Source organism: Thauera terpenica 58Eu (assembly GCF_000443165.1).
In the GTDB taxonomy this organism is placed as follows: domain Bacteria; phylum Pseudomonadota; class Gammaproteobacteria; order Burkholderiales; family Rhodocyclaceae; genus Thauera; species Thauera terpenica.
Genome location: NZ_ATJV01000070.1, coordinates 56128 through 69225 on the forward strand (window position 1 = coordinate 56128; position 13098 = coordinate 69225).

Annotated in this window: 13 protein-coding genes; 1 reads left to right on the forward strand and 12 read right to left on the reverse strand. The window is 67.5% G+C overall.

Annotated elements, in window-relative coordinates; genetic code table 11:
- Positions 1 to 31: 31 nt before the first annotated feature.
- The gene (locus M622_RS33660) at positions 32 to 1255 is read right to left on the reverse strand and encodes a CaiB/BaiF CoA transferase family protein (protein WP_021250089.1); all 1224 of its coding nucleotides are present in this window, start codon (positions 1253 to 1255) and stop codon (positions 32 to 34) included.
- Positions 1256 to 1271: 16 nt separating this feature from the next.
- Positions 1272 to 2459 carry an acyl-CoA dehydrogenase gene (locus tag M622_RS33665; protein WP_021250090.1) on the reverse strand — a complete coding sequence of 396 codons (1188 nt, stop codon included), beginning with the start codon at positions 2457 to 2459 and terminating at the stop codon, positions 1272 to 1274.
- A gap of 134 nt (positions 2460 to 2593) precedes the next feature.
- Between M622_RS33665 and M622_RS33670 the strand changes: the two genes are divergently transcribed.
- Entirely contained in the window at positions 2594 to 3493 is a 900-nt protein-coding gene (locus M622_RS33670; protein WP_021250091.1) for a LysR family transcriptional regulator, read from the forward strand.
- A gap of 6 nt (positions 3494 to 3499) precedes the next feature.
- Here M622_RS33670 and M622_RS33675 read toward each other — a convergent pair whose 3' ends face one another.
- The 10 genes from M622_RS33675 to M622_RS33720 form a co-directional block, all read right to left on the reverse strand.
- Positions 3500 to 4174, reverse strand: coding sequence for an EthD domain-containing protein (locus M622_RS33675; RefSeq protein WP_031347185.1), 675 nt, complete (start codon positions 4172 to 4174; stop codon positions 3500 to 3502).
- On the reverse strand, positions 4171 to 5169 hold the full coding sequence (locus M622_RS33680) for an NAD(P)H-dependent flavin oxidoreductase (RefSeq protein ID WP_021250093.1): 999 nt from the start codon (positions 5167 to 5169) through the stop codon (positions 4171 to 4173). Before M622_RS33680 ends, M622_RS33675 begins: the two co-directional genes overlap by 4 nt.
- Positions 5170 to 5265: 96 nt before the next feature.
- Positions 5266 to 6423, reverse strand: coding sequence for an acyl-CoA dehydrogenase family protein (locus M622_RS33685; RefSeq protein WP_021250094.1), 1158 nt, complete (start codon positions 6421 to 6423; stop codon positions 5266 to 5268).
- Between the two features lie 25 nt (positions 6424 to 6448).
- Complete coding sequence (locus tag M622_RS33690; RefSeq protein ID WP_021250095.1) at positions 6449 to 7585, reverse strand: acyl-CoA dehydrogenase family protein; 1137 nt, start codon at positions 7583 to 7585, stop codon at positions 6449 to 6451.
- The gene (locus M622_RS33695) at positions 7582 to 8787 is read right to left on the reverse strand and encodes an acetyl-CoA C-acyltransferase (protein ID WP_021250096.1); all 1206 of its coding nucleotides are present in this window, start codon (positions 8785 to 8787) and stop codon (positions 7582 to 7584) included. The genes M622_RS33690 and M622_RS33695 overlap by 4 nt, the downstream gene beginning before the upstream one ends.
- A gap of 20 nt (positions 8788 to 8807) precedes the next feature.
- Entirely contained in the window at positions 8808 to 9269 is a 462-nt protein-coding gene (locus M622_RS33700) for a MaoC family dehydratase (RefSeq protein ID WP_021250097.1), read from the reverse strand.
- An 11-nt stretch (positions 9270 to 9280) separates the two neighbouring features.
- The gene (locus tag M622_RS33705; RefSeq protein ID WP_031347187.1) at positions 9281 to 10066 is read right to left on the reverse strand and encodes an SDR family oxidoreductase; all 786 of its coding nucleotides are present in this window, start codon (positions 10064 to 10066) and stop codon (positions 9281 to 9283) included.
- 108 nt (positions 10067 to 10174) lie between these two features.
- Positions 10175 to 10624, reverse strand: a complete 450-nt coding sequence (locus M622_RS33710) for a nuclear transport factor 2 family protein (protein WP_021250099.1) — start codon at positions 10622 to 10624, stop codon at positions 10175 to 10177.
- A 10-nt stretch (positions 10625 to 10634) separates the two neighbouring features.
- On the reverse strand, positions 10635 to 11516 hold the full coding sequence (locus M622_RS33715; protein ID WP_031347188.1) for an SDR family NAD(P)-dependent oxidoreductase: 882 nt from the start codon (positions 11514 to 11516) through the stop codon (positions 10635 to 10637).
- Between the two features lie 19 nt (positions 11517 to 11535).
- Entirely contained in the window at positions 11536 to 13098 is a 1563-nt protein-coding gene (locus tag M622_RS33720) for an amidase (protein ID WP_021250101.1), read from the reverse strand.

Below are 13098 nucleotides of genomic sequence, written 5' to 3' on the forward strand. Positions count from 1 at the left end.
TTGTGTTCGTCTTGAGGGTTCTTGTGCCGTTTCACACCACGCCGTCCGCGCGCAGGCGGGCGATCGCCGCGGCGTCGAGGCCGAGCGTGGCGGCGAGGATGTCGTCGGTGTGCTCGCCTAGCATGGGCGGCGGCAGGCGGTAATCCACCGGCGTGGCCGACAGCTTCATCGGGCTGGCCACCAGCGGCAGCTGGCCGGCGATCGGATGCGGCACCGTCACCTTCAGGCCGCGCGCCTGCACCTGCGGGTCGGCAAAGACATCGGCGAGGGTGTTGATCGGCCCGCAGGGCACGGCGAGCGCCTCCAGGGTCGAGATCCAATCCGCGGTGCTGCGCTCGACGGTGAGCTTCTTCAGCAGCGGGATCAGCACGCTGCGGTTGCCCACACGCGCGCGATTGGTGGCGAAGCGCACATCGGCGGCGAGTTCGGGCGCAGCGGCGACCTCGCAGAAGCGTGCGAACTGAGCGTCGTTGCCGATGGCCAGGATCATGTAGCCGTCGGCGGTGGGGAAGTCCTGGTAAGGAACGATGTTGGGGTGGGCGTTGCCCAGCCGCTGCGGACTGTGCCCGGTGGCGAGATAGTTCGCAGCCTGGTTGGCGAGACAGGCGACCTGCACATCGAGCAAGGCCATGTCGATGTACTGCCCCTCGCCGCTGCGCTCACGCCAGGCGAGCGCAGCAAGCACCGCGTTGGTGGCGTACAGACCGGTGAGGATGTCGGTGAGCGCGACCCCCACCTTCATCGGCCCACTGCCATCCTCGCCATCAGGGCGACCGGTGATGCTCATCAGGCCGCCCAGGCCCTGGATGAGGAAGTCGTAGCCCGCACGTGGCGCGTATGGCCCGTCCTGGCCGAAGCCGGTGATCGAGCAATACACCAGACGCGGATTCACCGCCTTCAGGCTGTCGTAATCGAGGCCGTACTGCGCCAGGCCACCGGCCTTGAAGTTCTCCAGCACCACGTCGGACTGCGCGGCGAGCTGGCGCACCAGCGCCTGGCCTTCAGCCTGGGTGATGTCGATGGTGATCGAACGCTTGTTGCGGTTGGCGCACAGGTAGTAGGCCGCCACCTCGGTGTCGGCGCCCTGTTCGTCCTTGAGCCAGGGCGGACCCCAGCCGCGGGTGTCATCACCGACACCGGGACGCTCGACCTTGATTACGTCCGCCCCCAGGTCGGCGAGCATCTGCCCGGCCCAGGGGCCGGCGAGGATGCGGGAAAGGTCGAGGACACGAAGATGCGACAGGGCGCTGGGCATTACGGATCTCCCTGGATCAGTTACTGAACGCGGCGATGCCGGTGATGGCGCGGCCGAGGATCAGCGCATGGACGTCGTGCGTGCCCTCATAGGTGTTGACCACCTCGAGGTTCACCAGGTGGCGCGCCACCGGGTATTCGTCCGAGATGCCGTTGCCGCCGAGCATGTCGCGCGCCATGCGGGCGATGTCGAGCGCCTTGCCGCAGGAGTTGCGTTTGACGATGGAGGTGATCTCGACCGGGGCGATGCCCTCGTCCTTCATCCGGCCGACGCGCAGCACCGCCTGCAGGCCGAGGGTGATCTCGGTGAGCATGTCGGCGAGCTTCTTCTGCACAAGCTGGTTGGCAGCGAGCGGGCGATTGAATTGATTACGTTCCATCGTGTACTGGCGCGCGGTCTCGTAGCAGGACTCGGCAGCACCGAGCGCACCCCAGGCGATGCCGAAGCGCGCCGAGTTCAGGCAGGTGAACGGGCCCTTGAGTCCGCGCACGCTGGGGAAGGCGTTCTCTTCCGGCACGAACACCTCGTCCATCACGATCTCACCGGTGATCGAGGCGCGCAGGCCGACCTTGCCGTGGATGGTCGGGGCGGTGAGGCCCTTCCAGCCCTTCTCGAGGATGAAGCCACGGATATCGCCTTCATCGTCCTTGGCCCACACCACGAACACGTCGGCGATCGGGCTGTTGGTGATCCACATCTTGCTGCCCGACAGGCTGAAGCCACCTGCGACCTTGCGCGCACGGGTGATCATCGAGCCCGGATCGGAGCCGTGGTTGGGCTCGGTGAGGCCGAAGCAGCCGATCCACTCGCCGGTGGCGAGCTTGGGCAGATATTTCTGCTTCTGTTCTTCGCTCCCGAATTCATTGATCGGCACCATCACCAGCGAGCTCTGCACGCTCATCATCGAGCGGTAACCGGAGTCGACACGCTCGACCTCACGCGCGATCAGGCCGTAGCACACGTAGTTCAGACCGGAGCCACCGTATTGCTCGGGGATGGTGGCGCCCAGCAGGCCGAGCTCGCCCATTTCGCGAAAGATGCTCGCATCGGTCCTTTCATGGCGGAAAGCCTCCTGCACACGCGGCATCAGCTTGTCCTGACAGTAGGCGCGCGCGGCATCGCGCACCATGCGCTCGGTTTCGCTGAGCTGCAGGTCGAGCAGCAGCGGGTCTTCCCAGTTGAAGCTGGCTTTTGTTGAGGCCATGTCGAGTCTCCTGTCGCGTTCGGTCTCACAAGCGGCTGCCTGTGCTTGAAAGGCATCCTAAGAACTCCGAACCGGCAAAACAACCGACATTTATGCAGTAATCTGTGCGCTTCAGGAACTCCGAAGAATCCTCGATGCGCAAAAAGATCCCCAGCACCACCGCCCTGCTCGCCTTCGAGGCCGCCGCACGCCATGAAAGCTTCACGCGCGCGGCAGAGGAGCGCGCGCTCACCCAGAGCGCCATCTGCCGCCAGATCGCCGCGCTGGAAGATTTTCTCGGTGTGGCGCTGTTCCGCCGCACCCGACGCGGGGTACAACTCACCGAGGCGGGGCTGAGCTACAGCCGCCAGATTGCCGCACGGCTCGATGCCCTCGAACACGACACCCTGGCAGTGATGGCACACCACGGCGCGGGCAGCGTGCTCGAACTGGCGGTGGTGCCGACCTTCGCCACACGCTGGCTGCTGCCGCGCCTGGCCGGATTTCAGGCACAGAATCCCGAGGTCGTGGTGAACATGAGCACCCAGACCCGCCCCTTCCTGTTCGGTGAGACCGAGTACGACGCCGCGATCTACTTCGGCGACGCCGGCTGGCCCGGCACCGAGGCGCACTTCCTGATGCGGGAGTACCCGGTGCCGGTGTGCAGCCCCGAGCTGGCGGGCGTGCGCGCGCACATGAGCGCGCACGAGATCGCCGGCCTGCCCTTGCTGCAACAGACCACCCGCCCTTACGCCTGGCGGCAGTGGTTCGCCGCGGCCGACGTGCAGGCTGCGAACGACATGGGTGGAATGCGTCTGGAGTTGTTCTCGATGCTCGCCCAGGCGGCGATCGAGCGCATGGGCGTTGCGCTGATCCCACCCTTCCTGATTCAGCACGAGCTCACCACCGGCCGCCTGATCAGCCCCTGCCTGCGCAGCTTCCCGAGCACGCGGGCGTACTACCTGATCGTGCCCGAGGGCAAGGCCGAGCGCCCCGCGCTGACGCGCTTTCGGGCCTGGCTGGTGGAGGAAGCGCAGGCCACGGCAGCGCCCTGAGCGCGCTCAGGGCCGCCGGTGCGTCACCCGCGTCAGCATGCACACCGAGGTGGCGGCGTCGATGTGCGCGCCCAGTTCCGCCGGCAGCGCGGCCCACACCGATTGCCCGGCGAAGGCGGCCGCGACCGCATCGACGGACACATACCAGGCCTCCACGATCAGCTCGTATTCGTAACCGCTCGGCTGCGCCCCGTCGACGCGGTTGCTGACCAGACGCTGCGCCTGCGCCCAGGGGGAGGACGGCGATGGCGCGAGGACGACCTCATCCAGCGCACCTGGCGCGCGTGGCTTGAGGAACAGGTACACACAGACCTCGGTCTGCGCGCCGTCCTTGATCACGGCCTCGCGCGCGGTGAGGGCGAAGTTGCGCACATAGGTGGAGAACACGCGCGGCTCGTCGGGGCGCATGATGCGCAGCGTCTCCGCGTCGCTCCAGATGTCATCCGCCGACTGACGGTCACGCAGCGCGAGCAGGTTCACGCCGTCGTAATCCGCGCTCGCACCCGGCGGCAAGTCGGGGTGCTCGAGCACGCGCGAGCACTGCGCGACCGACTTCACCCGGTCGGCGACGTTCACACACTGGCGCCCCAGCGCCGAATGCTCGCGCCAGGCCTGTGGAAAGTCCTCGGCCGCCAGCGCCGGATTGCGGCGGGCGAGGTAGATCATCTTCCATTGGCTCATGGCGCTCCCCCACCGGCTTGAGCACGGGCGAAGGTGGCCGGCACCGCTGCGGCGGCCTCGTACTCCCCTTTCATGCGCTCAACCAGTTCGGCGACGCTGGGCACATCGCTGATGCTGCCTATGCCCTGACCGGCAGACCACACGTCCTTCCAGGCCTTGGGCTTGTCCTCGGGGGCAGCGAAGAGGTCGATCTTGCCGCCGTCCTGGCTGCCCGACAGGGCATCGGGGTCGATACCGGCCGCACGCACGCTGTTCTTCAGGTAGTTGGCCCAGATGCCGCTGAACACCGGCGTATACACAATATCTGCGGCAGTGTCGGCAACGATCATCGACTTGTGGCGCGGGTCAGCCACGGCTTCGCGGGTGGCGATGAAGCGCGTACCCATGTAGCCGAGATCGGCGCCCAGCACTTCGGCGGCGCGCAGGCTGCGCCCGTCCGACAAGGCGCCCGCCAGGATCAGCGTGCCGCTCCAGAACTGGCGCACTTCCGCGACCAGGGCGAAGGGTGACAGCGTGCCGCCATGGCCACCGGCGCCGGCACACACCAGGATCAGTCCATCGACTCCGGCGGCGGCGGCCTTGCGCGCATGCTCGACGCTGATGACGTCGTGGAACACCAGCCCGCCATAGGCATGCACGCGCTCGACCACCGCATCCGGACGCCCCACCGAGGTGATGACGAAGGGCACACGGTGCGCGACCACGCAGTCGAGATCGACATCGCGGCGCGGGTTGGATTTGTGCAGGATGAGGTTGGCACCGAAGGGGGCGGCCGGGCGCTCGGGATGCTGCGCGTCCCAGTCGGCGAGCTCACCCTCGATGCGCTCGAGCCAGGCCGCGAGCAGCTCGGGGGTGCGCGCGTTGAGCGTGGGGAAACTGCCGGCCACGCCCGCCTTGCACTGCGCCAGCACCAGCTCCGGGCCGCTGGCGAGAAACATCGGCGAGCCGATCAGAGGCAGGGCGAGCCGCCCTTTGAACAAAGCTGGAATGGGCATACCCTCATCTCCACAATCAGATTTCAAACCGTTTGAAAAACAGCGGCGGACCCACTGGGGTCCGCCGCTGCACCTGGGGCTTCAACTACGACCGGCTCAGCCGCGCGGCATGCCCAGCCCACGCTCGGAAATGATGTTGAGCTGGATTTCGTTGGTGCCAGCATAGATGGTATCGGAACGCGAGAAGAAGAATACTTGCTGCAGGCGCCGCACCGCGTCCTCGTCCGAGCGCACGTCGCCCGCCACGCCGATGACATCCATCGCCAGCTGGCCCAGGTCACGGTGCCAGTTCGACCACGCGTACTTGTAGATCAAGGCCTCGGGGCGCACCTTGGTCGAGCCGGTGTCGTCCTCCAGCATGCGCAGGCCGTTGTAGCGCAAGCCCTGCAGCCCGATCCAGGCGTCGGCGATGCGCTGCCGGATCGCCGGGTCCTGCGCTGCCCCATTGGCACGCGCCACCTCCAGCAGCAGCTGCAGCTCATGGCTGAAATGCATCTGCTGGCCCAGGGTGGACACCCCGCGCTCGAAGCCGAGCAGCGCCATCGCCACCTTCCAGCCCTCACCGGGCTGGCCGACGATGCAGTCGGCTTCCGTCACCGCGCCATCGAAGAACACCGAGTTGAACTCGGCCTCGCCGGTCAGCTGGCGGATGGGGTGGATCTCGATGCCGGGCTGATCGAGCGGCACGAGCAGGAAGCTCAGCCCCTCGCGCCCGACCGAGCCCGGCGTGCTGCGGGCGATGACGAAGATCCAGTCGGACTCGTGCGCGAGCGAGGTCCACACCTTCTGCCCCTGCAAGCGCCAGCGCCCGTCCTCGTCCTGCCAGCAGCGCGTGCTGATCGCGGCCAGGTCGGAGCCGGCGCCGGGCTCGGAGTAACCCTGGGCCCAGTATTCGCGACCTTCGCGGATGCCGGGCAGGAAGCGACGCTGCTGCTCGGGCGTGCCCAGCGCGATCAGCGTCGGCGCGGTCAGGGTCTCGCCGATGTGGCCCATGCGCCCCGGCCCACCGGCGCGCACGTATTCTTCATGGAAGGCGAGCTGCAGCGCCAGCGGCAGGTCGCGCCCGCCGTGTTCCTTGGGCCAGCCCAGGCCGACCCAGCCGCCGCTGGCCATTTCCTGCTCCCACTCCTTGCGCAGCGCGGGATAGGCCTCCTCGTCACCCGGCCCGCCGCGATGCTTCAGGCAGGCAAAGCGGCCGACGAGGTGGGTCGCCATCCAGGCGGCGACTTCCTTGCGAAATTCCTGTTCATTCATGCTCTTCCGTCCTCTCAGGCTGCGCTCAGGCAACATCGAGCAGCTGTGCTGCCAGGGTTTCACGCCAGGCGCTGCTCGCGCCCAGCCACTGGCTGGCCCACTGCGCACGCTTGAAGTGCAGCTGCGGATCGTATTCCCAGGTGAAGCCCACGCCGCCGTGGAGCTGGATGGCCTCCTGCGCGCAATAGCGGTAGGCCTCGGTGGCCAGCACGCGCGCGGCGCTCACTTCTGCGAACAGCGCCGCGTCGTCGAGCGCGGCAGCGTCCGACTCAGCGGCGGCTGCGACCCGCGCCATCACGCCACGCACGGTGGAGCGCGCGGTTTCCATGCGCACCATCATCTCGGCAACGCGATGCTTGACCGCCTGGAAGGTGGCCACCGGACGGCCGAACTGCACCCTCTCCTTGGTGTAATCGACTGCCAGCTGCAGACACTGCGCGGCGCCGCCGACCTGCTCGGCCGCCAGTTGCAAGGCCGCCAGCACGCGAGTGCGGACGAGCCCGGCGCATACTTTGTCAGCGTCGTCGACGCGTGCTTCTGCGTCCACCCGGACCTCATCAAAGCACCAACGCGCCTGCGGCCGGGTCAGGTCCCACACCTCGAGCGGCGTGCGCTCGACGCCGGTGGCGCCGGCCTGGACCTCGAACAGACCGATCGCAGCGTCGCCCTCCAGGCGCGCGGCCACATAGGCGACGTCAATCTGGCCGTCATCGAGCACCTGCGCGGCTTCGCCATGCAGGTGCCAGCCCTCGCCGTCGCGGCGCGCGTGCACCGTCAGCGTCGCCGGGTCGGCATCCAGGCCGGGGCCCAGAATCAGCGTCGCCGCCTGCGCGCCAAAGGCCAGCGCCGGCAGGCAGCGTTGTTGCGCGTGGGCGCTTCCGGCCTGCAGCAAGGCGGTCTGCGCCAGCACCACGGTGGAGAAGAAAGGCGTGCGCACCAGGCGCCGCCCCATCTCCTCCATCAGCAGGCCGAGCTCGACCGCCCCCAGCCCCAGGCCGTCGAGCTCTTCAGGCACCTGCACCGCCGCCCAGCCCAGTTCGACGATGTGGGCCCACAGCCCGGCATCGTCTTGCACATCCTTACGCGCGTTGCCCTGCTCGGCGAGAAAGTCGGCTGCCGTTTCCTGCAGCGCGCGCTGCTCGTCGGAAAGCGTCAGATTCATCCCAGCACCTCGAACAGGCCCGCGGCGCCCATGCCACCGCCGATGCACATCGACACCACCACGTAACGCACGCCGCGGCGACGACCTTCGATGAGCGCATGACCGACCATGCGCGCACCCGACATGCCGAAGGGGTGACCGATGGAGATGGCGCCGCCATTGACGTTGAGACGGTCATTGGGGATGCCCAGCGTGTCGCGGACGTGGAGCACCTGGCAGGCAAAGGCTTCGTTGATTTCCCACAGGCCGATGTCGCTGACCTTGAGGCCGTGCTGCTCGAGCAGCTTGGGGATGGCGTACACCGGGCCGATGCCCATTTCTTCCGGCGCACAACCGGCGACCGCGATGCCGCGATAAATGCCCAGCGGGGCGATGCCACGGCGCTTGGCTTCGTCATGGCTCATCAGCAGCGCGGCCGAGGCCCCGTCCGAGAACTGCGAGGCATTGCCGGCGGTGATGAACTCGCCCTGCTTCACCCACTGCCCGTCCTTCACCACCGGCTGCAGCTTGGTGAGATCTTCAAGCTGGGTCGAAGGGCGGTTGCACTCGTCGCGCTTGGCGATCACGTCCTCATGACCAGCGGGCTTGCCTTCCTTGTCGAACAGCAGCTTCTTTGCCGCCAGCGGCACGATCTCGTCGTCGAACAGGCCGGCGGCCTGGGCGGCGGCGGTGCGCTGCTGGCTCTGCAGCGAGTATGCGTCCTGGTCGGCACGCGAGATGCCGTAGCGGCTGGAGACGATCTCGGCGGTCTCCAGCATCGGGATGTAGGCCGCAGGCACGATCGCCTTCACCGCCTCGGACTGCGAGCGGTAGGCGTTCTTGTACTTGTTCTGCGTCAGCGACAGCGATTCCACGCCACCACCGATGGCGACCTTCATCTCGCCGGCCATGATGCTCTTGGCGGCGACGCCGATGGTCATCAGGCCGGAAGCGCACATGCGGTCCAGCGCCATGCCCGGCACCGTGTCGGGCAGACCGCCGGTGTAGGCGCACAGGCGGCCGATGTTGTAGGCCTGGGTGCCCTGCTGCACGGCGGCGCCCATGATCACATCCTCAACTTCACCCGGCTCGATGCCGGCGCGCTCGACGACCGCGCGCACGACGTGGCCACCCAGCACCGGCGCTTCGGTGTCGTTGAAGGAACCGCGGAAGGACTTGGTGAGCGCGGTACGCGCGGTGGAGACGATGACGGCTTCGATCATGAAGAGGCTCTCTTTAAAATTCAGTCGTTGAAGGTGTAGCGGCTGATGGTGTCGACCACGCAGCCCGGGCGCTCGCTGCCCTCGATCTCGATGGTGACGCGCACGGTGGACTGCACCGCGTCCTTGATGCGTTCGACCTTGAGGATTTCGCCACGGCCACGCACGCGCGCACCGGCCTTGACCGGCGCCGGGAAACGCACGCGGTCGCAGCCGACGTTGACGCCCATCTTCAGGTTGTCGGCGCGAATGAGCTGCGGCAGAAACAGATTGGCCAGCGCCAGGGTCAGATAGCCGTGCGCGATGCAGGCGCCGAAAGGGCCATCCTTGGCGCGCTCGGGGTCGACATGGATCCACTGGTGGTCGTCGGTGGCGTCGGCAAACTGGTCGATGCGCTGCTGGCGGATCTCGACCCAGTCGGTCACGCCCAGCTCACGGCCTTCGGCGGCGATGAGCTCGTCAGCACTGGAAAAAACCATGGTCATCGTGCGTCCTCTCAAGCGTGCTGCGAGCTGACCGACAGCACTTCGCCGGTCATGTAGGAGGAATAGTCGCTGGCGAGGAAGATCATCACGTTAGCGACTTCCCACACTTCGGCGGCGCGGCCAAAGGCCTCGCGGCTGGCGAGCTGCTCGAGCAACTCTGCGCTGGAGGCCTTCTTGAGGAACTCGTGCAGTGCGATCGAGGGCGACACGGCGTTGATGCGCACGCCGTTTTCGGCGGCTTCCAGGGCCGAGCAGCGCGTCAGCGCCATCACTCCGGCCTTGGCCGCGGCGTAGTGGGCCTGGCCCTTTTGCGCACGCCAGCCCAGCACCGAGGCGTTGTTGACGATGGCGCCGCGACCGCGCTTTTCCATGTGCGGCAGCATCGCGCGCGTCATGCGGAAGGTGCCGGTGAGGGTGATGTCCAGCACCCGGCTCCACTCTTCGTCGGTCATTTCGGTGACGCGCTTCTCACCGCCCAGGCCGGCGTTGTTGATCAGCACATCCACACCACCGAGCTTTTCTTCAGCCGCGGCAACCAGGGCCTGCACTTCTTCTTCGTTGGTGACGTTGCACACCTGGCCCCAGATGCTCTCCAGCCCGGTCTCAGCCTTGAGCTTGGCCACCGCCTCTTCCAGACGACGCGGGTGGATGTCGGAGATCATCAAGGCGCGGCAGCCCTCTTCCGCCGATTTGCGCGCCGCGGCAAAGCCGATGCCAGCGCCTGCAGCGGCGGTGATGAGGACGGATTTGCCGGCAAGCAACTGGTGGCCGGGCACATACGAAGGGGCTTCTCTCACGGCGTGAACCTCGAATGGGTGGATACCCAACCTTTATAGGAGGTCGCATCGGCTGCCACATCGTCAAAACGGACGGGACGAAGCACTTCGCGCAAGCGCTGAATCGTTTTAAGAGATCGTTTCGTCGCGCCCGCTGACCACCGCCAGAATGCGCGAGCGCGTGGCCACGATCTTCCATGCGCCGGCGATGCAGCGGTATTCGTCGTCGTAGATCACGCCGAGGCGACGGGTGAGGCCGGTTTCGGCATCGAGGTTGAAGTAGCACAGGGACCAGCGCCCGCGTGCCGTGTCGTCGGCGGTGAGCTCGATCTCGGGGTTGGCGCCGTGGTGGCTGTCGCGCACGCGCGGGTGGCAGGCCAGCGACTGGTAGAGCGCGACGAAGGAGTCGCGCTCGTCGAATTGGCCGACCGCCTCGAAGTCGATGCGGATGGGGCCGGTGGCGAAGCAATCGCGGATGGCCTCGACGTCCTTCAGATCGCAGGCGTTGAGGTAGCGATGCTTGAGCTGGCGAATCGCCTCCAGCGCCTCAAGGCGGGCGACGCGTTGTTCCAGAGTCATGCCGCCTCCTTCAGCTCACACGCGCGGGATGAAACGCACGCGGCTCGCCCAGCATGCGCCGCAAGCTCGGCGGCTCGCGCCCGCCTTCGTCGCGCACCCCATATTGCGCTGCCAACTCGGCCACGATCAGGGTCTGGCCCGAGCGGCTGGCCAGTTCGGGGTCGCGCCACAGGGCATGGATGACGCGGCCGACGAACTGCGGACTTTCGCTGTGCGCCATGAAGTCGCCATAGGCGTCGCTGCGCTGGCGGGCGGCCAGCGCGGTGCGCTCGGTGCGCTGCACGCCCAGCCACAAGGACAGTGCGGCCACGCCCGTGCCTTCGAAGTCGACCCCCATATCCCAGGCCATCTTGTCGCAGCCGGCTTTTTGCGCGCCGTAGGCCGGGCCGTGCATGTAGCAGCCGGCGCCGTAGGACGAGGTGAACACCACCAGCGCGGGAGCGGACTTGAGCAACAGCGGTGCGGCGCAATGCGTGGCGATGTAGTTCGAGCGCAGACCGACGCCAAAGATGTCAGCCTGGCTGTGCGGCTTGGTCCAGAACGGGCCGGGTGCGATCAGGCTATCGTCGATATGGATGGCGTTGTTGACCAGGATGTCGAGCCGCCCCTGCTCGCGCTCGACGCGCTCGAACAAGGCCTGCACCTGACGGTCGTCGGCATGGTCGCAGTGCACCGCGATGCCTTGTCCGCCGGCCGCGGTGACGGCGGCGGCGCTGGCGTGGATGGTGCCGTGCAGCACTTCGTCGCCAACCCGGCAGCTGCCCTCGGTGGTGCTGCGCCCGGTCACGTAGACGGTCATGCCGGCGGCGCCGAGCGCTTCGGCCACACCCTGGCCCACGCCGCGGCTGGCGCCGGTGACGACCGCCACCCCTGGAGATACGGGAGTGCTCATTGAAGCTCCTTCAGTTTTTTCAGGCCAGCGCCGGCGGACGACGATCGGCCCACGGTGCGGCCTGTTCCAGCTGCGCAGCCAGTGCGATCAAGCGCGCCTCGCCCCCGAACGGCGCGGCGAACTGCACGCCCACCGGCAGCCCCTCCGCACTCCAGTGCAGGGGGACGGACATCGCGGGATGGCCGCTCATGTTGAACATGGCGGTAAAAGGCGAGGCCAGCACCGCATTCCGGGCGAAGTCGTCATAAGGCTGGTCGAGCGAGATTTCACCGAGCTTGGGCGGCAGTCCTGCGGTAGTGGGCGACAGGATGAAGTCGTAGCGGCCAAACAGCTGGTCGAAAACACGCCCGCCCTGATCGAAGACGGCGCGCGCGCCGTAGAGCTGGGCGGCGGTGTAGGTCTTGGCCTTTTGCAGGTTGCGCCAGTTGACCGGTTCGATCTCGTCTTCACGTACCGCGCGCCCGAGCTGCTTTTCGCGCGCCTGCACGGAAACCAGCAGACCGGTACCGGTCATGATGCCCAGGCCGCCGAACATCTCCATGAAAGGCAGTTCGCTGAGCGTGATCGGCTCGACGTGGTGGCCCAGCCCGGTGCACAGGGTGGCGGCCTTGCGCACCGCCTCCAGGCATTCCGCATGCAGGCCGGTGCCGAACAGATTGGTTTCGAGCAGCCCGATCCTGAGCCCGCGCGGTGCTTGCGCCAGCGCCGCCAGCAGGTCGGCGGTGGGCGGTGAAACCCGGGAGCCCGCTTCCGGCCCCTGGCTGAGCTGGGTCAGCAGCGCCGTATCGCGCACGCTGCGGCTGATGACGTTGTTGACGGACAGCCCCATCCAGCCCTCGATCGCGCGCGGCCCCATCGGAATCAGGCCGCGGCTGGGCTTGAGCCCGAACAGGCCGCAGTGCGAGGCCGGAATGCGGATCGAGCCGCCGCCATCGCTGGCGTGCGCCACCGGCAGCACGCCGGCTGCAATCGCCGCCGAAGCCCCGCCGGACGAACCGCCCGAGCTGTGCGCCAGGTTCCAGGGGTTGCGCGTGGCGCCGAACAGGCGCGACTCGGTGGTCGCGGTCTGGCCGAATTCAGGGGACGTCAGTTTGGCAAAGATGTTCAGGCCCGCGGCCTGATAGCGCTGCACCAGGGTGGAGTCGTGGTCGGCGACCGCATCCTTGAAGAAGACGCAGCCGTTGGTGGTGATCGTGCCCTCAAGCGCGACCCCCAGATCCTTGAGCGCAAACGGCACACCGCTGAGCGGCGGTCGCGCCGTGCGCTCGGCCTGGCCCGCGCCGTCGAGCGTGCGGGCGTGTTCGCGTGCACGCTCGAAATGCGGCACCGCGACGGCGTTGATCACCGCATAGGCCTCGGCGCGCGCAAGCGCTGCCTCCAGCATCTCGCTCGGCTTCACATCTCCGCGCCGGATCAGGCGCGCAATCTCGGTCGCGTCCCAGCGCTCATATTCAGGCAGGGGCAGCGCAGAGGCTGCCGCTGCCGGCGACGTCAGGCTCACGCCCGCCGCCGCGGCGCCGCCGAGCACGGCACCGGTCTTGAGAAAGTCACGACGTCCCTGCTCCGCGGCTGATGTGCTCAT